The organism is Paraburkholderia phymatum, assembly GCF_038900715.1.
GTDB classification, from domain to species: domain Bacteria; phylum Pseudomonadota; class Gammaproteobacteria; order Burkholderiales; family Burkholderiaceae; genus Paraburkholderia; species Paraburkholderia phymatum_A.
Window position 1 is genome coordinate 123,420 of sequence record NZ_JAYMRZ010000020.1, and the last position, 18,276, is coordinate 141,695.

21 protein-coding genes, 1 pseudogene and 1 riboswitch are annotated in these 18,276 nt (G+C 61.4%); of the genes and pseudogenes, 10 read left to right on the forward strand and 12 right to left on the reverse strand.

Annotated features, from left to right (window positions below; translation table 11 throughout):
- Positions 1-7 precede the first annotated feature (7 nt).
- Positions 8-1,291 (reverse strand): hypothetical protein, encoded by a 1,284-nt coding sequence (locus VSR68_RS30585; protein WP_342943413.1) that lies wholly within the window; start codon positions 1,289-1,291, stop codon positions 8-10.
- A 172-nt stretch (positions 1,292-1,463) separates the two neighbouring features.
- On the reverse strand, positions 1,464-1,676 hold the full coding sequence (locus VSR68_RS30590; protein WP_342943414.1) for a hypothetical protein: 213 nt from the start codon (positions 1,674-1,676) through the stop codon (positions 1,464-1,466).
- Positions 1,677-2,092: 416 nt separating this feature from the next.
- On the opposite strand from VSR68_RS30590, the gene VSR68_RS30595 reads away from it, so the two are divergent.
- The gene (locus VSR68_RS30595; RefSeq protein WP_342943415.1) at positions 2,093-2,365 is read left to right on the forward strand and encodes a hypothetical protein; all 273 of its coding nucleotides are present in this window, start codon (positions 2,093-2,095) and stop codon (positions 2,363-2,365) included.
- 72 nt (positions 2,366-2,437) lie between these two features.
- On the opposite strand, the gene VSR68_RS30600 is transcribed toward VSR68_RS30595, so the two are convergent.
- Genes VSR68_RS30600 through VSR68_RS30610 form a run of 3 tightly spaced genes read right to left on the reverse strand, consistent with a single transcriptional unit; the run spans position 2,438 to position 4,189 of the window.
- Complete coding sequence (locus VSR68_RS30600; protein ID WP_342943416.1) at positions 2,438-3,394, reverse strand: tyrosine-type recombinase/integrase; 957 nt, start codon at positions 3,392-3,394, stop codon at positions 2,438-2,440.
- The gene (locus VSR68_RS30605) at positions 3,391-3,921 is read right to left on the reverse strand and encodes a hypothetical protein (protein ID WP_342943417.1); all 531 of its coding nucleotides are present in this window, start codon (positions 3,919-3,921) and stop codon (positions 3,391-3,393) included. Before VSR68_RS30605 ends, VSR68_RS30600 begins: the two co-directional genes overlap by 4 nt.
- Positions 3,914-4,189, reverse strand: a complete 276-nt coding sequence (locus VSR68_RS30610) for a hypothetical protein (protein ID WP_342943418.1) — start codon at positions 4,187-4,189, stop codon at positions 3,914-3,916. The genes VSR68_RS30605 and VSR68_RS30610 overlap by 8 nt, the downstream gene beginning before the upstream one ends.
- A gap of 224 nt (positions 4,190-4,413) precedes the next feature.
- On the opposite strand from VSR68_RS30610, the gene VSR68_RS30615 reads away from it, so the two are divergent.
- Together VSR68_RS30615 and VSR68_RS30620 are read left to right on the forward strand one after the other, a co-directional pair.
- Complete coding sequence (locus tag VSR68_RS30615; RefSeq protein WP_342943419.1) at positions 4,414-4,884, forward strand: excisionase family DNA-binding protein; 471 nt, start codon at positions 4,414-4,416, stop codon at positions 4,882-4,884.
- Complete coding sequence (locus tag VSR68_RS30620) at positions 4,884-5,465, forward strand: PIN domain-containing protein (protein ID WP_342943420.1); 582 nt, start codon at positions 4,884-4,886, stop codon at positions 5,463-5,465. The genes VSR68_RS30615 and VSR68_RS30620 overlap by 1 nt, the downstream gene beginning before the upstream one ends.
- Positions 5,466-5,653: 188 nt before the next feature.
- On the opposite strand, the gene VSR68_RS30625 is transcribed toward VSR68_RS30620, so the two are convergent.
- Positions 5,654-6,118 carry a hypothetical protein gene (locus tag VSR68_RS30625; protein WP_342943421.1) on the reverse strand — a complete coding sequence of 155 codons (465 nt, stop codon included), beginning with the start codon at positions 6,116-6,118 and terminating at the stop codon, positions 5,654-5,656.
- Between the two features lie 26 nt (positions 6,119-6,144).
- On the opposite strand from VSR68_RS30625, the gene VSR68_RS30630 reads away from it, so the two are divergent.
- A complete protein-coding gene (locus tag VSR68_RS30630; protein ID WP_342943422.1) occupies positions 6,145-6,567 on the forward strand; it encodes a hypothetical protein in 423 nt (140 codons plus the stop codon).
- A 710-nt stretch (positions 6,568-7,277) separates the two neighbouring features.
- On the opposite strand, the pseudogene VSR68_RS30635 reads toward VSR68_RS30630, so the two are convergent.
- Positions 7,278-7,645 (reverse strand): annotated as a pseudogene (locus VSR68_RS30635) (hypothetical protein); the annotation flags it as partial.
- Between the two features lie 190 nt (positions 7,646-7,835).
- Here VSR68_RS30635 and VSR68_RS30640 point away from each other — a divergent pair.
- The 5 genes from VSR68_RS30640 (at position 7,836) to VSR68_RS30660 (ending at position 11,434) form a co-directional block, all read left to right on the forward strand.
- The gene (locus VSR68_RS30640) at positions 7,836-8,270 is read left to right on the forward strand and encodes a hypothetical protein (RefSeq protein WP_342943423.1); all 435 of its coding nucleotides are present in this window, start codon (positions 7,836-7,838) and stop codon (positions 8,268-8,270) included.
- 18 nt (positions 8,271-8,288) lie between these two features.
- Positions 8,289-8,480: a hypothetical protein gene (locus tag VSR68_RS30645; RefSeq protein ID WP_342943424.1), complete on the forward strand. Its 192-nt coding sequence runs from the start codon at positions 8,289-8,291 to the stop codon at positions 8,478-8,480.
- A gap of 261 nt (positions 8,481-8,741) precedes the next feature.
- Positions 8,742-9,200 carry a hypothetical protein gene (locus tag VSR68_RS30650; RefSeq protein ID WP_342943425.1) on the forward strand — a complete coding sequence of 153 codons (459 nt, stop codon included), beginning with the start codon at positions 8,742-8,744 and terminating at the stop codon, positions 9,198-9,200.
- Between the two features lie 394 nt (positions 9,201-9,594).
- A riboswitch (cobalamin riboswitch) is annotated at positions 9,595-9,790 on the forward strand.
- 93 nt (positions 9,791-9,883) lie between these two features.
- Positions 9,884-10,942 (forward strand): HoxN/HupN/NixA family nickel/cobalt transporter, encoded by a 1,059-nt coding sequence (locus VSR68_RS30655; protein WP_342943426.1) that lies wholly within the window; start codon positions 9,884-9,886, stop codon positions 10,940-10,942.
- Between the two features lie 294 nt (positions 10,943-11,236).
- Positions 11,237-11,434 carry a hypothetical protein gene (locus tag VSR68_RS30660; protein ID WP_342943427.1) on the forward strand — a complete coding sequence of 66 codons (198 nt, stop codon included), beginning with the start codon at positions 11,237-11,239 and terminating at the stop codon, positions 11,432-11,434.
- A 30-nt stretch (positions 11,435-11,464) separates the two neighbouring features.
- On the opposite strand, the gene VSR68_RS30665 is transcribed toward VSR68_RS30660, so the two are convergent.
- On the reverse strand, positions 11,465-13,861 hold the full coding sequence (locus tag VSR68_RS30665; protein WP_342943428.1) for an RICIN domain-containing protein: 2,397 nt from the start codon (positions 13,859-13,861) through the stop codon (positions 11,465-11,467).
- Between the two features lie 345 nt (positions 13,862-14,206).
- Between VSR68_RS30665 and VSR68_RS30670 the strand changes: the two genes are divergently transcribed.
- Positions 14,207-15,715: an SH3 domain-containing protein gene (locus VSR68_RS30670; protein WP_342943429.1), complete on the forward strand. Its 1,509-nt coding sequence runs from the start codon at positions 14,207-14,209 to the stop codon at positions 15,713-15,715.
- Positions 15,716-15,798: 83 nt separating this feature from the next.
- Here the strand turns inward: VSR68_RS30670 and VSR68_RS30675 are convergent, their stop codons facing one another.
- From VSR68_RS30675 to VSR68_RS30690, 4 genes are all read right to left on the reverse strand, one after another.
- Entirely contained in the window at positions 15,799-16,566 is a 768-nt protein-coding gene (locus VSR68_RS30675) for a DNA-binding domain-containing protein (RefSeq protein WP_342943430.1), read from the reverse strand.
- A complete protein-coding gene (locus tag VSR68_RS30680) occupies positions 16,563-17,417 on the reverse strand; it encodes a DUF692 domain-containing protein (RefSeq protein ID WP_342943431.1) in 855 nt (284 codons plus the stop codon). The genes VSR68_RS30675 and VSR68_RS30680 overlap by 4 nt, the downstream gene beginning before the upstream one ends.
- A 60-nt stretch (positions 17,418-17,477) precedes the next feature.
- Positions 17,478-17,732 carry a BufA1 family periplasmic bufferin-type metallophore gene (locus VSR68_RS30685; RefSeq protein ID WP_152765424.1) on the reverse strand — a complete coding sequence of 85 codons (255 nt, stop codon included), beginning with the start codon at positions 17,730-17,732 and terminating at the stop codon, positions 17,478-17,480.
- Between the two features lie 160 nt (positions 17,733-17,892).
- Positions 17,893-18,267, reverse strand: coding sequence for a copper resistance CopC family protein (locus tag VSR68_RS30690; RefSeq protein WP_342943432.1), 375 nt, complete (start codon positions 18,265-18,267; stop codon positions 17,893-17,895).
- Between the last annotated feature and the right edge of the window lie 9 nt (positions 18,268-18,276).

Here is an 18,276-nt window from a genome sequence, read left to right on the forward strand (position 1 = left end):
CACAACATTATTCCTGCGTTGGTGGAGATCGGGTACGCGCCTCATTGGTCAGCGCCTGCCCTGATGGGCCGTCGAAGATGTCATCCATCAGCGTCGCACCCGCCTGAAATGCTGCGTCGCGGTCCGCGTCGGCCGGATCAGGCGATGCAAGCGGATCGAGCCGGTCGGCAACAGTGCGTGCCCAGTGCGCCCACGTGTCGCCCTCTCCGTCAAAGCCACGTCCCGCCACCGCATCCGGTGAAGACAGGACGGCCTCGACATACGCACGGATCTGTTGCGCCTGCTGCCATGCGCTGACCTGACCGAGCAGTCGCGTGACGCGATCACGCTCGGCCTGCAGGCGCGCTTCGCGCTCACGTTGCTCGGCTTCTTCCCGTGCCTTGCGCGCCTTCTCTATCTTCTCTTCGAAGTTGTGCCTGGCCCACTCGTAGGAGAACTGTCGCGATTTCCGGTACTGCCGCTCGGCGGTCAGCACCAGCGCGACTGCAATCTCGCGCAGCTGGTCTTCCAGCCGGTCCGCGTCGCTGTCGCTCCAGAACAGCCACTCTTCGCGTTCATCGTGCTCCCAGCGTGCGACCCGGACTTCCGCCGCCATCGGCTCACCGCGTTTTCCCTTGGGCACTCCTTTGCGCGGACGCAACGACGCCAGTGTGTCGATCTTCAGATCGACATGCTGACCACCGATATGCAGGCCGAGCTCACGTGCGTCACGTCCCCGGACCGACGCGCGCACATCGAGTGTCGCAAGCAGCGTAAACAGATTGCTCATGAACGCGAGCCGGCGCTGCTCGAACGGGCTTTCGAAGCGGGGCTTGTCCCATGCGTAACGGTTCTTTGCCATCGCTTCACGGCGCGCGTCATCTTCGCGCAACAGCCGGGCGATGATGGGATGGGCATTGTCGAGTGAGCGCACGAAACGGAATTTCGCGGGCAACGCCTGCCGGATCCGCACTTCGACGGCTTCGAGCGTCTCGTCGTAGGCCGGCGGCTCTGGGGGCGCGGCGTCCGTTACCGATGCTTCTGCGGCATCCTTCCTGACCGTCTGGGGACGTCCGGAGCCTACCTCGACCCGGTCCGAGGCACCGGGGGCGCGCGGCGGCAGCGGCGTATGGGTAACTTGCCGGCCCGCGTCCAGCTTGGCCCAGTATCCACGAGCCGGTAACGGAATGTCGCCACGCCGACATGCCTTCGCGAGCCCGACATCGGAGACGCCCAGTGATTTCGCCAGCGCGGTGATGGGCCCCGCCCAGACCAGCTCATATAGTTGCCGCCGCGTGAACAGATAACCCATGATCGGCTCCTCTGGCGAATGGACATCGTCAGAACGACGTTGTTTTCGATCTCGCTCCAATAGCGGGAGCGCCGCCGAAGAGTGGTGACGCACAGATCGATGCCGTCCAAGGTCGCGAGCGACAACGCCGCTGTACCAGCGGCAGTCATTGCGTCTCGCCTTACGGGTAAGGTTAAACCGGCGTAATGACAACAACGGCGACGTCACCGGACGGCAACTGCTGGACTAGGGCGGCTATCTCGTCCCCACCGCCGTTCACGAAGAAGATTCCAGCAGCGCACAAACTGAGCAGGAAGTAGGACACCGCCTCGCTACATTGCTTGCGCCGAATGTGGTGGAACCCTTTAAGGAAGTACACGATTGACACGCCGAGCTCGAAGAACATTTGAACTCTCCGACAGTATTACATGAGTAACTGATACTCATCCTATAACGAAACAATGCGCGCCTGACTAGTGTAATTTGCTCACAAAAGTACCTTGAAATAAGGACGTTTTCAGCCTAGGCTGGGTACAGAACCATTCTTTCGCGAGGGTCAACCGGATGAGTGAGCGAACCGCAGTGATTTCGGAAATGTCGACCGCGTGGAGAGATTGGCATGTCAACGCTGCAGCACTACTCAGAGAAGCAACCCCAAACGCGTCAGGAGGGCAAACAGCCCCCTGATATAAGGGACGGCGAAAGGCGTCGGCAGGTAACTTTGGTGCCTCGCGAGATGTTCGTCAGGGCAACCGTGACGGACAAACCGCAAAGGTGATCACGAAACGAGACACTAGGCCGAAAGGTCTGGCGATTAACGACATGAAGCGCATCCAACTGGATATCGAAGAGAAGGACTGGGCAGAGATGGAGTCCTTCATGAAGGAGTGCGGCATAGACACTCGAAAGGATTTTTTCAACTACGGATATGCCGTTCTGAAATGGATTGTGGACGAACGGAAGAAGGGGTGCTATTTCAAGTCTGTTGGCGAAGATGGGAAAGAGAAGGAACTCCAACTTCCTTTCTTTCATCGCATCGACCGGGCTGTAGCCGTAGGGCGCACTATAACCAACTCTTATCGCGATAAAAGGTAGATCGGTTTCATACACTAGGGTCCAGTATGGTTAGGACATCTTCTGATTAAAATCAGAGATGTCCTTCTGTTTTTATAAACGGATGCGTTCCACTTCGTCCAAACTGATGTCGTCGCGGCGCCGGACATACAGCTGCGTGGTGCGTGTCGACGCGTGGTTGGCCATCGCTGCGGCATTCTCGAGCGTGCCACCGTTTTTCAGGTAGGCCGTGATGCCGGTCGCGCGGAACGTGTGGTTGCCGATCGTTGTGCCGATGCCGGCCGCGAGCGCGCGCCGGCGCACCATCGCGTACGCGTTCGCCTGCGGCAGCGGCGTGGTGCTGAGCTGCCCGGTGCCACGCGCGATCGTGCGGAACAGCGGGCCCTTCGGCTCGTCCGCGATCCCCGTGCCGTCGAGATACGCGTGCAGGTACGCCTCGAGCGTATGGTGACACGGCATTGCGTGGGCCTTGCCGCCTTTTTCGCGCAGGCGCACCCACAGCCGCCGCTGCTGCACATAGACATCGTCAACGCGCATCGCCAGCGCCGCACCGACCCGGGCGAACGAAAACACCATCAGCGCGATCAGCGCGCGGTCACGCAGCCCGACGGGCGTGCTCACATCGATACTGTCGAGCAGCTGCCGCGCCTCGCTCGCGTCGAGCACCGGCGTCTTGCCGGTTTTGACGGAGTGCGAAGGACCGCGCACCGACGCGGCCGGGTTATGCGGCACGATCTGGCCGGTCACCAGCCAGTCAAAGAGATGCCGGATCGCGGCGAGGTGCTGCTTGACGGTCGGCGCGGCGTGCGTGGCCGCCTGCAGCTCGATCCACGCAGCCACGTGCAGCGGCTGCACTTCAGTAATGGACGTCACGCCGGCGCCGGGGCACCACGCGAGGAAATCCACCGCCGCGCGCGCATAGGCGCGGCGCGTGTGCGGATTGCGGATTGCCGAGGTGAAGAACTCAAGAAAGCGCACCCGGGCGCGGTCGCCGGCCGCGGTCACAAGCGCAGGAACAGCAGGCGACGTCAGGGACAGGGCGTGATTCATGGCAGTGGGCCAAAAAGCTGCTCCAGCACGGCATCCAGCGACGCGAGCGGTATGAAGGCGCTGCGCGGAATGGTCCGCTGGCCGGGCCGCTCCAGCTTCACGCCCGCCGCATTGGCCTTCGTATGGGTCGCGGTCTTCAACTCCCGGATGTCCGGCAATGGCTCGCCGGGTGGGTTGCCGAACCACAGGAAGGAGTGAAAATCCAGACCCTCGGTGACCACGATCCAGAGGATGCAACCGCTCGGCTTGTCCATCAGCCTGAGGCTAGCCGTGACGCTGGCCCGCTTGCCGCCGGCCACCATCACCTTGAACTGGATGTGGCGGACGATGGCGCCGTAACTCATCACGAGGTCATAGCCACCGGCATCGAACTCGGAGCGCAGCACCTCGACGTCGGTGACGCCGCGCTGCCACAGCCGGCGCAGGGCATCACCGACGAACGCATGCTCGACGATCCGTTCGCGCAGTACGGAGTGCAGATAATGGCGTTCGGTGTCACCGGTCAGCGGGACCTGAAGATCATTCACCGTGCGAGCCCCGCACTCCGAAGGTGCGCTCCTTCGCGATCTCGTCCCACTGCGCAAGCGTGACGTTCGCAGTCGCGAGGCGCCTGGCCAAGTCGAGCGGCAGGCGCACCACGAGGCGGGTCTGCGCCTGCCCGGTGGCTTCCAGTTCGACCCCTACGCCAGTCAGTTCGAGATAGACTGCGCCCGACTCGAAGAGCTCTTCATAAAGCCGCCACGACGTCTTGCCGTTTTCCGACTCACAGCTATCCAGTGTTCGTGTCGTGCCCATATGCCCTCGCTCGAATTGTTCCGGATCTCAGCACCGATCATATGTTCATATGTCTGATAAATGAGATTATCACATATAGATCAGCCATACCGCAGTGCGGCAAAATATCCGTTGCATTTACTGCACTTATTGCATCTAATGCAGATGTAGGGTAGCCTTGCTTCCGCTTTGCGGAAGCAAGGCCTTGGAACTTTGCATCAGCGCATCACTAAAAGGGGACTGATATGCGTACCGTAGACCGAATCCGCGAGGTGACGCCGCCGCCGCTCACCAATGACGAACTGGAGATGGCACGCGTCGCGCAGCGCTGCATCATGGAAGCCCTCGATCATTCTCGGGCTGCCTCCATCACGCTCACCACGGACAAGGGCGAACATCCATCGGTCGAGGTGCCACCAGCGGCACTGAAACTCATCGGTCAGCTGCTTGGCGCGATGAGCGAAGGTCGCTCGATCACGGTCATGCCTGCCAACCGGGAGTTCACCACGGTCGAGGCTGCCCATTTCCTGAATGTCTCGCGGCCGTTCGTGATCAAGGAAATCGAGGAAGGCCGGCTGCCGCACCGGATGGTGGGGACACACCGGCGGATCGCGTTTGACGATCTGGTGAAGTACGCCAGCACCATGCGCGAGAAACAGGTCGCTGCCCTCGAACGCATGGCTGACAACGCCCGTGAACTGGGGCTGGACTACTGATGGCGGGCAACGCACGTTACACCGCGCTGCTGGACGCGTGCGTCCTCTATCCGCTCGCGATGACTGACGCGCTGATGAGCCTCGCCACGGGCGGTCTGTTTGCCGCGAAATGGTCGACCATGATCGAACAGGAATGGATGACCGCGCTCGAAGCACAGCGACCTGATCTCAAAGGCAGGCTCGAGGTCCGCCGCGACAGCATGCGTGACGCGGTGCCCGACTGGGAAGTCCAGGAATCCGCTTGGGCACCGCTTGTTTCGGCCTACGAATTACCCGATCCGAACGATCGACATGTGCTGGCCGCCGCGGTCGCAGGCCACGCGGACTGCATCGTGACAGCGAACCTGCGTGACTTTCCGGCAGCAGTCGTCGAGGCCTATGGCATTGAGGTCATCGACCCGGACCGTTTCATCCTCAACCAGTGGGATCTCGATCCGGTGACCGCGATGGCCGCGTTCAAGCATATGCGTGCACGACGAAAAAAGCCGCGTGCAACCGCCGAGGATTTCGCGCAGGCACTTGAACGCGGCGGGCTGCCCGCGACTGCGCAGAGAATCCGCGAGGCCGCAGAGCTGATCTGACGGCTCGCCCATTCGTTTTGCGGTGGCGACAATAAAGGGGGTTTTTCGTACGCCAGGCGCTCAGGGGGTGCATCGTGAGCCTCGCCGATCGGCCACGAAGGGACCCTTCGTTTGATGCATCGCTAAGACGTTCAGACGGCCGCTCCACTCCGCAAACGGTCATTCGATCGCCGTGTGCCTGCGTCGTGTCATCGGCCGCGTGCGACATCCGGTGCGGCCCGACGATGACACAGCAACCGCGCGATCAGCGGGTGCGCGTCGTCGAGCGCGCGCACGAACCGGAATTTCGCGGGCAGTGCCTGCCGGATCCGCGTTTCGACGGCTTCGAGCGTCTCGTCGTAGGCCGGCGGCTCAGGGGGCGCGATGTCAGTTATCGATGCTTCCACGGCGTCCTGCCCGAACGCCTGAGGGCGTCCAGAGCCGACCTCGACCCAGTCGGAAGCGCCGGGGGCGCGCAGCGGCAGCGGCGTACGGTCGACATGCCGGCCTGCGTTCAGCTTTGCCCAGTAGCCTCGCGGCGGTAACGGAATGTCGCCACGCCGGCACGCCTTCGCGAGCCCGACATCAGAGACGCCCAGTGATTTCGCCAGCGCGGTGATCGGCCCGGCCCAGACCAGCTCGTACAGCTGCCGCCGCGTGAACAGATAACCCATGACCGGCTCCCCGACGGAAAGTGCAAATGATTTCAGCGATGGATCCGCTTGACCTCGTCCAGGCGAATGCCATCACCGCACTTCGCCGTCAACAAGTTGAAGATTCGCTAAATTTTGCCGATAACCAGGTCATGAAAACCGAACTCAACGATAACGCCGACACGATGGACGCAGTCTTGTGCATCTTCGGCCACACGCCTGAAACCGTCGCCGGGAAGGCCGCTCAAATTAATGTCGCGCTGGCAGCCGGCGATCACGTTACAGCGGCCGCTGTCGTCTTCGACCACGCGCGTGATTGCCGCGTGCCTCCCACCGAGCACGATCCTCGAGCCGATGAAGTGATGCCGTACCCGGACCTTGCGCCATTCGGCAATCAAGGTCTACAGCAGTTCATGGAAGCGCTAGGACGCTTGGGGATGCGGATCGTGGTCGAGCCGATGCAGAAGTAAATCGCGCCAACGAAGTCGTCCGGTTGTCGCCCAATACATAACCATGCAGTGCCACGACAGTGCGTGTCGACGCGCTGAGGCTGGACCATTCGAGTCAAGGGGGAAGCGCTGATCTAAGGAGGTTAGTCGAAGACTGTCCGCCGTCTCCTCAGGGCGGACAGTCTCGATACTGCGTTGGGGCGATGCGCAGACAGGCGCGCATCCTGTCTACTTGAACAGCCGACGCCAGGCTTGCCGATCGCCTGGGTTCGGGGAGGAACACCCTACCGGGTAATCCTCACATGAGCATCAATCGTCACGTGCGGTACCGGCTCCCTGGAACCAGTACTTGTGATTGCATCATGGTGCATGTCGTGCCAGATGGTGTTCGCCTTTCCCAAGAGCGTGTCCGCCTTCACGACCGCCGTAGCAATCACAGAGAGGATAGTCAAAATCCAGACTATCACCCTCAGGACCTTCAAAATGGTCCGAAAAACCGCCTCTGCTTTCAGAAACGACCCGCCTTTGCTTTTCCGCTTCTGGTGCATCTGTACCTCCTGCGGGCTGGGGGTGGCTGTGTGCTCCCGCCCGGATGAGCACCCAGGGGTTGCTATAGCAACGCCGGACTGCCCACCCGACCCACCTACCCGCCAGGAAGTAGTGATCAAAAGGGTTTGGAGGCCTTTTTTGATCAACTTTCTAAAGTTATCACGCTTTCTGTTTGATGCGATTCAGCCGAAACGATGAAGCGCCTTGAGCGCTATATGGCATTGCGCATATTGGCGAGCCCCCCTCGAGACGACCTCATCGAGACTGACGTCGTCACCGCGCCGGTCATAGAGCTGCATGGTGCGCGTCGATGCGTGATTGGCCATCGCCGCAGCATTTTCGAGCGTGCCGCCGTTTCTCAGATAGGCGGTCATGCTCGTCGCGCGGAACGTGTGATTGCCGATCTTCGTGCCGGTGCCGGCCGCGAGCACGCGTCGGCGCACCATTGCATACGCGTTGACCCGGGGCAGCGTGTGCTACTCAATCGCCCTGTGCCGCGCGCAATCGTGCGGAACAGCGGCCTCTTCCGATCAAGGGCAGTGCCGGTGCCGCTCCGGCCGTCCACCGCGCACGCGAACGAAGTGTACTCAAGTACAAAGTGTTCGTCCTGAACGGACAAACTGTAGAAAACTACAAAGTGCGCATCTCCGTGTCCCGAAGTCACTGTAAATCGCGCAACTGGAAGTCCTGCCAGTGCGGATGCCGGCTGTCGCTTGCCCGTATCCGTGAAGAAACGGAGCATGGATACGCCAGATGCCGGGCAACGCGTAGTCCGGACGTCGTGGCGCGTGTGCAGCACAAGCGTGAACATCCGGGTGATCACCCGATGTTCAAGTGTCCAAAGGCTGACCAAGGAGACCATCTTGAAAAACGAACAGGCACATCTGACAGAGTTCCAGCAGATGCACCACGAAATGATGAAGCTGCTACGTGAGGTAAATCAGCGAAACACGCGCACCGAATCGCGCATGGTGCAGCTCGGCGACTACGTGGGCGCGAACCTGCGCACGCGTATGCGGATTGACATGAAGCGCGCAGCGGCCGGTGTGTGTGTCGAGATCGACGCGCTTGATGTGTCGATCTCACGCATCGTCGGGAAGCTGCGCGACGAGGGCATTAACGAAGCGATGGACGTGTACCTGAACAACAGGCGCGTCGCGACCGTTTATCCATAGAACGGATAGGAGCCGATCATGACGCGTACACTCGTTAGTACTCTTGGCGATCTGTCGCCGGTCGAAAAACGGGCGCTGCTTGAGATGCTATATCAGTTGACCAGGAGGCAACTCGCGACCGGTTACGACACCACCGGCAGGCCGATCTGTCCGAGCGATTTTGCGATTACCAACAGTGCCCGCAAGCTGCTAGAGGAGTGGAAGCGATAGCGCTTCAGATGAAAATTCGCGGTGCGCAGGGAACAGCATCTGTTAGTGATTGCGCGATTCCACTGCCTGCTCTTCGTGGTCTGGTGACTCGCCCACAGCGCCGCTTTGACATACACCCGATATCGTCGCCCACGTCAATATGTTAAGCATTGACCTGGACAACTGACTTTTTTCGCCTAGAATCGACCCAGTGTTGTTCGACGTTCCGCCATTCGTGGAACGTCAAACGACGCTCCCGGATGGCCTTTTTCTGGAGGCCATATGTTCTCGGTAACGACCGTTGCAACTGGTGAATTGTTCGTTCTTCCGGAGGCCCGGAAAGCGATCGATGAATGGCGTGGTCCGATCAGCAAGCCGCTCATGATGGGATTTGTCCGGACGGCTGAAGCCGTGATGCCCGTCATTGCTTCGCTTGGGGTTGGCATAGACGGCGAGCATCTGCTCTGTCTTGCCTTCGGATCGACAGACGTTCACTACGTCGGCGAGCTTCGGGTTTGCGCATATGCGAAGGAGGTTTCCGAACCGGAATACAGCGGCTGGCTGTCGCTGTTGCCGATGTTCAGGGACGAACCGCCTTCCGACGAAGCTGCGATGGCTGCTGGCGAGTTGAGATTGAGAGGCCAGCGTACCCGGAACGCTGACGGTTCGATGCGAATCATGTTGTCGGTCGGCCCCGCACGTGAAGATCAGGACCGGTTGCGTGGTTGGGTTCCGGTGTAACGCGGGAAGGCTGCATAGCCGTCGCAAGGGGAAGACCTCGGTCTTCCCCTTTTCTGTTGGGAAAATCACCGGTCGAGCACGGCGGCGGTTCGAGGTCGGACCAGGTTCGCATTAAGGAAAATGTGCCGGTGGCACCGACGTTGCAGCACCAGGGCGCGGCTCGATCGTCATACCAGTCGCGTATCCACATGGCCGCTTCGCTATCCGCCCGTCGGCGACATATGACCCAGCACCGCAGCCAGCGCCAGTACGGCTAGCATGACGAGCGCTTTGACAGAGAACGCCGTCGAAGCGGCGTTGCGCGGCAGGGTAATCCGGATCGGCACGAATGCGCCGGTTGGCAAATGACCACGCGTTTGGCGTCAACGCGATTGACGCGTCAGGCGTGCGGCCATTACGCTTGCGCGCTGATGGTTCCCGGCGACGGGGTCAAAAGGGAACGCTGTAGAGGCGCGAGCGCCTTGAGTCTGCGGCTGCCCCCGCAACTGTGAGCGGCGAGTCCATGTCACGAGGGCCACTGGGAAACCGGGAAGGTCGGCATTGGGCATCGACCCGCGAGCCAGGAGACCTGCCATCGACGAGCTCCAAGCAGCCGCAAACGGGCGGGGTGTCCCGATGCGCAAAGCGCCGCCACAGGCAGCGCCCGTTGCAAGGAGAAACCGACCTCAGGATCTGTTAGCTAAATGTCCACCATTGCGCAAACCACTTCCGCACCGGGAACGCTGCGCCGCCGCATTGCCGGAATCTATGTCGTTCTCGCTGTCTTCAATATCGGCGCCTGGATCTGGGCCTTCATTGCGTTTCATGCGCATCCGCTGTTGCTAAGTACGGGCCTGCTCGCCTACGGCTTCGGCCTGCGTCATGCCGTCGATGCAGACCATATCGCAGCGATCGACAACGTCACACGCAAGCTGATGCAGGACGGTCAGCGTCCTGTGACCGTTGGCTTCTTCTTTGCTCTCGGCCATTCCGCCGTGGTTCTGCTTGTGGCTGCCGCTGTGGCCGCGACAGCTGCCGCACTGGAAAGCCGCGTCGAGGCATGGAAGGATCTCGGCGGCGTCATTTCCACCAGCGTTTCGGCGCTGTTCCTGTTTCTGATCGCAGCCATGAACATCATCATCCTGCGCGGCGTATGGCGCGCGTTTGGCAAGGTGCGCCGAGGTGAGCCTTACGACAACGAAGATCTCGATCTCCTGCTGAACAACCGCGGCCTGCTCGCCCGCCTGTTCCGCCCGATGTTCCGGCTTGTTTCCAAACCGCTGTGGATGCTGCCGCTCGGCTTTCTGTTCGGCCTTGGCTTCGACACGGCGACCGAAGTGAGCCTGCTTGGTATTTCGGCGAGCCAAGCCGCGCAAGGTCTGTCCATGTCCGTGATTCTGGTGTTTCCGGTTCTATTCGCCGCAGGCATGTCGCTCGTCGACACGACTGACGGCGTACTAATGCTGGGTGCCTACGACTGGGCCTTCGTGCGCCCGATCCGCAAGCTGTACTACAACCTCACCATCACGCTGGTTTCGGTACTCGTCGCGGTGCTGATCGGCGGCATCGAAACGCTTGGACTGCTGAGCGATCAGTTCAACCTGAAGGGCGGCTTCTGGGACGTCATCGGTGCGCTCAACGACAATTTCAACGACCTGGGCTTCATCATCATCGGCGTGTTCATCCTGGCGTGGCTGGTCTCGTTCGCTATCTATCGCCTGAAGGGCTACGACGAACTGACAACAAGCCCTACCGCCCAGTAATCGCCACGCATAAGTATTGGCCCGAACTGCGGACATACGGCGATCCGGCACGGCGACCACGTCGATTACCTGCATGACGGGCATCTGCACAATCCACACGCGGATCATGTTGATGAGCACAAACTTGAGGTAAGCGCAATAAACCCGGACCGGTGTACACCCGACCATAACTGTGGCGGCCATGCGCCCGATCACGTTCACGGCCCAGGTTGCGGACACGAAGCGGTTCCCCATGGGGCCACGTCGATTATCTGGTGAACGGCCACCTGCATCATCCACACGGAGATCACTGCGATGACCATGGACCTGTCGAGCTGGCGTGAGCACGCAACACAGGACGACAGACATGCCCCCGTCAATGCACGCATCGGCGGTGATGCCGGGGGACCGTGGCACGGCCGCGCAGCTGCGGCGGCGCTCATCCTCTGGACCTGCACATTGATCTCGCTCGCGTGGGTAACATTCCTTCTTTTGCTGACAAGGATGCGGTGACGTATCGGTCAGAATTTCGTCCATGTCCAGTTATCGGCTAAGCCGCTCCAGCCAGAGCGTTTCCGAATAGACGGCGGGCAGCGGCGACACCGCATGCGGCCTGTCACGGATTTCACGGCCGTCGATGTCGTACTGTACGAGCATTGCATTGCCGCCTGAAAAGTGGATGTTATCGAGCACTGCGTCAGCTCGCCGGTAAAGGGCCAGCGTGGTATGTGCCCTACTGTGAAGCAGGGCGGGGCTCGCGTCCGGCCATGGCTGATCGGGCAAGGACGCGAGCAGAACCGGCTTCGTCCCGGTTTCAGGCGGCGCCCACTGCCACACGTCGATCCCGCCTGGTTCGGAGAACCGGGGCACCGTCATGACGACCGCTGCGTTCGTCTCACCGAGCTGGTCGTCGGTGGCGAACTTCGTCGTGTCAGGCTTGAACACCGGTGGCAGAAGCGATGGGGTTCCAGTACGCCAGTGTCCGCCGGAAAGCGCGAGCGGGATAACGGCGATGCGTTCGTCATCATTGTCGGCGGGCTGAAGGGCAAGGAAAGATGCCGTGTCCCTGTCCCGGCTGCGCGTCGGGAGCAGGCGCAGATCGAAACGCAAACGTGCATCGTCCAACACCTTGACCTGGTGGACATGGCCGGTGTCGTCTTTGCCGACCGTCCACAATTCCGCACCCTTGTCCGGTTTTTGCACCGCGAGCAGTATCCGCTGTGCCGGTTGTGCCCTGCTTGCGAACGCGATGTACTGCTGCGTGCGGCCGGCTGGTATCTGGTGATCGCTCTGAAACCATAGCGTCGGCGCCTCGAAATCGTGACCCGTGTTACGCAACAGCCAGTACGCGGTGCCGCCTTCGCGCGGCGTGATAACCATCAGGTCCGCGCGGCCATTGCCGTCAAAGTCGCCGAGCAGGAAACGCGCGCCGTCGAAGCACATCGCGTCGGCGCCGCAGGTCGCAGTAATCGCGTGACTGTCGAACGGAACCGCGTTGGCGAACCAGCGTAAGGGCGTGCTAGCGTCCTGCAACGACTGGACATAGACGTCAAAGCCCGGACCATCACCACGCCGCTGCACATAGACGGCAGATGGCACGTGACGCCCCGTCACATCGCCATACATGGCGCCCGCAAGCCGCAGATCGGTGGACGATGTCGGCTGCATCGTCGACCACCGGTATCGTGTCGTCAGCGAGGCGCAGCCGCGAATGTTCAGCTTCCCGTCTTCTTCCCCGAGGCACCGCCGTGAAGGCGTGAAGACGAGACCGAAGTCCCATGGCGTCCACCGCTGTGAAGGATCCCACTCTGCGCATGCTGTTTCGACGAGCGTACCGCGCTCCGCAACGCATTGTCCCGTCGCCGCAGAAACGAGCGCAGCATTGTGCTCATTGCCGGGATAAGCGGTTCTGGGTTCCCACTTCCATTGCTGCGGGATCGAACCGTTACATGGCAAGAGAGCAGGCTCCCGCCCGCTGCCTGCCGAGGTCAGGCACCGGCTCGACGCGGCATTGAAGAGCACCGTCGACGTGCCGACAAAATCGGGCCTGACGTGTGCCGTCGAGTCGTTATGCGCATACTGGCGCTGGACCCAGTCACCATTCCACTCGTATTCGCCGAAGAGCTGCGCCACATCGCCGCCATCGACGGCGAAATAGGTCGCAGCGACATCGCGCTTGCGTTGTGCCTCGTCAGCTGGCAGGTTGACCGGCCAGTTGCCGATGGGATAGGTGACGAAATACGAGATCGGGACAGTGCGCCCAAGGGACTGCGCGACGCGTCGGGTAATGCGTGCGGAATAGATATGATCCGGGTGTTCGATGAACGGAACCGTATCGGGGTTGAGCGTGTAGATGCGCGTCGCGCCTTCGAGGATCGCTCCGAGCGTCGCGGAAAGCGAGTCGCGCGTGTAGCGGCCAGGCACGCCTTCACCGTGTCCCATCGGATAGGTGGTCAGCGTCGCGCCCTGATCCCACAGTAGTGCGAGCGGCACGCGCCCGCCTCGCACAGCGCCGCCCGGCAGGCGCAGTTCGAGCAGCCGCACGCGTGGCTGCTTTTTCAGCCGGAGCTCGAATACCGGCTCGCCGGCAATATGGATGGTCGCCTCATCCCAGTCATTGCTGACGCCCGCCAGACGCGCATACGCGAGACGCGTTCCCTCCTCGCGTTTCAGCACATAGTCGAATTTCGCGCCATTCGCGCCACCGATCAGGTGGACGACGGTGACACACCAGCCCGCCCGTAGCCGCTCGCTGATCGCCGGTTCGACAAAGAGCAGATCATCATCGAGGTGGGCGACGACGGTGACGGCTGTTCCTGCGCTGCAATCAGGCACGGCAGCCTGGGAGTTCAACGGAAGCAGGAGAAACGGAATGATGAAAAGTAATAGAAAGCGAAAGTGGCACAAACGTCGATGATCGAAACGGTCATTGGAGCGCATGCATTCGTTCCCCGCTGTCCTGATCCGGTGATGGATCCGTGCCATATGGCTGCCATACCGCGGCACCCGTTTACGTGCATCGTAACGGAGACGCTGTACTAACCAGCGACAATTTAAGACCATCCGGGTGCATCAGCGGTGGTCAGGCCATACCGTGACGTATTGTCAGCAATCACATATGTCGTGCATTCGTGTATTCCGCCTGGTATGCCCGGGCTGTCCCATGTGTGGGCTGGCCGGTATCATCCACATCTTTCGGACCGGCTTTCTTCAATCATGTACTCTGCGTTCGGTTCATCGGAGCACGCTCGACGGGACAACAACGCGTCACGGTGGGCTCGCGCATTGGCATTTGTGCTCTTCACCGGCCTGTCTGTCGTCAGCGCCCTGACCGGCTGCGCGAACGGGCCCGCTGCGTCGGTCCATGCAGGCCGCACGGCGGCGCCCGACACGATTACCCTGTTTCCGCTTGGCGATTACCCTCAGGACGTTGATCACTGGATCGATCCGGCCTCCCCCAGCTACGACACGCCGTTCCTCGCGCCCGACGTGCAGCACGCCCGGTTTGACGCACTCTATGCCCGATACTTCGGCACCGGTCCCGACGACCCGTCGCCATGGAACCGGGCGTACATCGACGGTTACGTCTACAGCGACGGCGGCAGCGTTATCACGGCGCTGCAGGAGCGCCGGCTCGATCAGTTCGACAACACGGACAAACCCCGTGGCCGGATCAGCTACGGGATGAACTTCGTGCCGCACACAGCGGCGTGGATCGATGCGATTGCAAGGAACGTCGATCCCGGACAGTTTGCAAGCGCACCTGCCTACGACCCATCACGGCGCGCAATCGCGACCTCGGCACTGCTCGTGCGCGAACTGCCGACCATCGATCCATCGTTCTACGACCATCGGATTGCAGGCGAAGGCTATCCGTTCGACAACCTGCAGGTGAGCGCAGTGCGGCCCGGCACGCCGCTCTACGTGCTCGGCACGAGTGCGGATGGCGGCTGGCGCTACGTGCAGACGCCGGATGTCCAGGGCTGGGTCAGGAGCGATGGTGTCGCTCGCGTCGACGACGCGTTCGTCGCGACCTGGCGCGCCGCAGTCCGCACGATGCCCGGTGTCGTGATCGCGGCGTCAGCGCCGGTGCGCGACCATAGCGGCGTGTTCCGCTTTGATGCGTCAGCCGGCACGTTGCTGCCGCTGCAACCGACGACGTCCGCGAACATGCAGGGCATTGTCGTCCCGGTGCGCGAAGTCGACGGCCACGCGGTCATGCGCGCGGCGACGCTCGCGGACAGCGAGATCGTACCCGCGCCGCTCAGCGCCACGCCACGCCATCTCGCATGGTTGCTGAAAGCCCTCGTCGGCCGGCCATATGGCTGGGGAAACACGAACTTCGACAACGATTGCTCGGCCGAACTGCAGAGCATCTTCGCCGCGTTTGGCGTATGGCTGCCGCGTCACTCATCGACGCAGATGCGTGCTGGCGACATGATCGACCTGTCGGCGTCGACGCCGGCCGAGCGACTCGACTATCTCGCACGGCATGGTCAGCCGATGCGCACGCTGATCTACATCGGTGGGCACGTGATGCTCTATCTGGGCAACACCGCACTCGACGGGCCTCCCGTGCCGGTCGTGTATCAGGACATCTGGGGGTTAAGGACAGCCGATAACAGCCGTCGCGCCGTGATCGGCGGCTCAGTGTTCTTGCCCTTGCTGTTGCGCTATCCCGAAGACCCGGATCTCGAGTCACTGGCCGCGACGCCGATATTCCAGATCTGCATTCTCGGCATGCCGAAATCCGGTGAGCCGCACCACGAGGACAACGGCAACGCGGCCGGCTGACTGGGGTCGGCGGCAGAGTCGCCGAACGGACAGCACGACCATCCGATTCCACTTCGACATCGGACCGTTAGATATATCTGCCGCTATATCGCGAGGCCGGTAACCGCGCTGACCGTGATCCAGCTTTGGAGTTGCGATGAGATATCGAATCGGGCATCGAGAGCCAGTGCGACGTCGATTGCCTCGTTCAGAGCTTGACCGTGTTGCAACGCTATGAATGCCGCGTGTGCTGCGTCGCTCTGATTGATGACAAAGGGTCGCCACCGCGGACGTACAACGAGTCCGGATGCTGGCGCATCGATGCGCAGCGGAATGACTCCGCCGGACTGGTGCGCACGCCAGATGTCAGCAATCGCGTAACGCGAATGAATCGCGGCACAAGCCGGATGTGTCGCCAGTCGGCTGCCGAGCAGCTTTTCGCTGCCGATCTGCTGCCACTGCGGCGCACTGAGTACGCTCGGGTCGGTCGCGTACCAGGCCGTATGAATGGCCCATTCGAGTCGCGCGACATCGCCGAAATATGGATAGTGCGAATCGCATTCCCAACTGTCGATGAAGTCGGCCAGATGTTCACCGAACTGGCTCAGATTGCCGCTGCGCGACGGCCAGGCGTGGGCGTATGCGTGCGCAAGCGTCGAGAAATAGCGTTCACCCGTCAGCGCGAGCAACACGGGATAGGCGTTTGTCAATGCGGCATGGCAATGCGTCTGTACACTGCCGCGATATACAGCCAGACGGCGCGCTGCAATGGATTGGTCAGTCGACAGTTCTTCGAGTAGCGCGGACTCCTTTTGCGGATCGCGGATGGCATCGGCAAACACCTGTTCGATGTCGTTGAATGGAGTGTTCATTGCGCAGGTCCCGCGTTTGAACACGCGAAGCCTGGTAAGCGGGCAGCGCCCACCCGGAGGGTGCGCGCCTTGTCCGCTTCGTCGAGCAGATCTGCGAGTGGCGGGACATTCGTGTCCCATTCGATCAGCGTGGGACGCTGACCGAAACGCTGGAGCGCGTACTCGTAAAGTGCCCAGACTTCCGGTGCCACGCGTGAGCCGTGATCGTCGATCACAGCGATATCAGTCACGCTGTGCCCTGCAAGATGCATCTCACCAACAACCTCCGGCGAAAGTTCGTTCATCGCGCGGATCGCATCCTCCGCGTGGTTGCATTGATTGACGTAGAGGTTGTTGATATCCAGCAGCACGCCACACCCGCTGCGGCGCGCGACTTCGGTGAGAAACGTGGCTTCGCTGTACTGGTCCGCTTTGAAGCGCACGTATGCCGAGACGTTTTCGACCAGAATGCGCCGGGCGAGCCTTTCCTGCAGCGCATCGACGCGGGTGCACAGGTGGTCGAGCGCCAGCGCGGTCAGCGGCAACGGCAGCAGGTCATTGACATAGCCGGATGCCGAAGCATTCCACGACAGATGCTCCGACACGATCGCCGGTTCGATACGCTCGACCAGGCGCCGGAGTTTGCCGACATGCGCGCTGTCCAGTGGCGTCGTCGAGCCCAGCCCGAGACCGACACCATGAAGGCTGACGGGGAGATCCCGCCTCACCGTCTCCAGCACATGCAGGTCGTATCCGCCATCGCCGAAATAGTTTTCGCTATGGACTTCGATCCAGTCGACGGCGGGGACTGCATCGAGAAAGTCCGTGTAGTGCGCGTGACGCAGCCCGACACCGACGCCCGGCGGCGCCACGATTTGCGGATATTCGGTCATCGTACGGATCTTCGCGGCTGCATCGGACAAAGCGCGGGATCAGGTGCCCACCGTCCCACCCATTTTCTTGCAGGTACCTTCAGGCATGTTTTTGAAGTCGCCCTTGTCGTAGTCGACCTTCGATTCGCCTGCGCAGCCATGCACCCCCGTCTTGCTCGCGCAGTCGTTCTGGCCCGCCTTTGCGACGCCATAGCATTGCACTTTCTTCTCGGCATGCACAGCTTGAGGCGCCACGACTGCAAGGCTTGCCAGGGCGGTGGCGACGAGTGCCTGGCGTGCAATATCCTGTTTCATGTTTCGTTCTCCCGCCTGCTGGACAGGCATTTTTCGAGGCCATCGATGCGCGATGCAGTGAACGGCCTCCCCTGTCCGGATACACCATGGCTTCGATCTCCGGCCACATCTGCTGAGGGTGGCCTACAGCAGACACAGCCGTTCGAAAGCGCCAACTCACTTACTTTACGTCGAAGCCATAGTCTCCGTGCGTCCGGTGTCCGTCGGACGCCACGGCCACCCAATGCACGGTATAGCGTCCTGCCGGCAATGGCGGCAACGCGACCGAAATCGCGTCGTGATTCTGTGCGTCGACGGCGGCCTTCGCCGTGTTGACCTGCTTGCCGCCTGCATCGGTGACGGTCACGGACGAAAACGCGGGTTCAAGCGGGCCATCGAAGACAATCCGCACCTCGCTGGGCGAGGCGACGGTGGCACCGGCGGCCGGAACCTGCGTGCGGGGAAAGACGTGCGCCCAGACGGAACCGGCCCACGCGAGTCCGAGGACTAACGCAGCCAGCGTCGCGCCGCTACGCAAATGATGACGTGTGTTCATGCGATGCTC

Bases quoted from the DNA above. Each gene is read 5' to 3' on its own strand.
- VSR68_RS30665 (WP_342943428.1), bottom strand. From the start codon at position 13,861: ATGCGCTCCAATGACCGTTTCGATCATCGACGTTTGTGCCACTTTCGC.
- VSR68_RS30620 (WP_342943420.1), top strand. From the start codon at position 4,884: ATGGCGGGCAACGCACGTTACACCGCGCTGCTGGACGCGTGCGTCCTC.
- VSR68_RS30660 (WP_342943427.1), top strand. From the start codon at position 11,237: ATGACCATGGACCTGTCGAGCTGGCGTGAGCACGCAACACAGGACGAC.
- VSR68_RS30585 (WP_342943413.1), bottom strand. From the start codon at position 1,291: ATGGGTTATCTGTTCACGCGGCGGCAACTATATGAGCTGGTCTGGGCG.
- VSR68_RS30595 (WP_342943415.1), top strand. From the start codon at position 2,093: ATGAAGCGCATCCAACTGGATATCGAAGAGAAGGACTGGGCAGAGATG.
- VSR68_RS30655 (WP_342943426.1), top strand. From the start codon at position 9,884: ATGTCCACCATTGCGCAAACCACTTCCGCACCGGGAACGCTGCGCCGC.
- VSR68_RS30690 (WP_342943432.1), bottom strand. From the start codon at position 18,267: ATGAACACACGTCATCATTTGCGTAGCGGCGCGACGCTGGCTGCGTTA.
- VSR68_RS30645 (WP_342943424.1), top strand. From the start codon at position 8,289: ATGACGCGTACACTCGTTAGTACTCTTGGCGATCTGTCGCCGGTCGAA.
- VSR68_RS30615 (WP_342943419.1), top strand. From the start codon at position 4,414: ATGCGTACCGTAGACCGAATCCGCGAGGTGACGCCGCCGCCGCTCACC.
- VSR68_RS30600 (WP_342943416.1), bottom strand. From the start codon at position 3,394: ATGAATCACGCCCTGTCCCTGACGTCGCCTGCTGTTCCTGCGCTTGTG.
- VSR68_RS30610 (WP_342943418.1), bottom strand. From the start codon at position 4,189: ATGGGCACGACACGAACACTGGATAGCTGTGAGTCGGAAAACGGCAAG.
- VSR68_RS30630 (WP_342943422.1), top strand. From the start codon at position 6,145: ATGATTTCAGCGATGGATCCGCTTGACCTCGTCCAGGCGAATGCCATC.
- VSR68_RS30625 (WP_342943421.1), bottom strand. From the start codon at position 6,118: ATGGGTTATCTGTTCACGCGGCGGCAGCTGTACGAGCTGGTCTGGGCC.
- VSR68_RS30685 (WP_152765424.1), bottom strand. From the start codon at position 17,732: ATGAAACAGGATATTGCACGCCAGGCACTCGTCGCCACCGCCCTGGCA.
- VSR68_RS30675 (WP_342943430.1), bottom strand. From the start codon at position 16,566: ATGAACACTCCATTCAACGACATCGAACAGGTGTTTGCCGATGCCATC.
- VSR68_RS30640 (WP_342943423.1), top strand. From the start codon at position 7,836: ATGGATACGCCAGATGCCGGGCAACGCGTAGTCCGGACGTCGTGGCGC.
- VSR68_RS30650 (WP_342943425.1), top strand. From the start codon at position 8,742: ATGTTCTCGGTAACGACCGTTGCAACTGGTGAATTGTTCGTTCTTCCG.
- VSR68_RS30590 (WP_342943414.1), bottom strand. From the start codon at position 1,676: ATGTTCTTCGAGCTCGGCGTGTCAATCGTGTACTTCCTTAAAGGGTTC.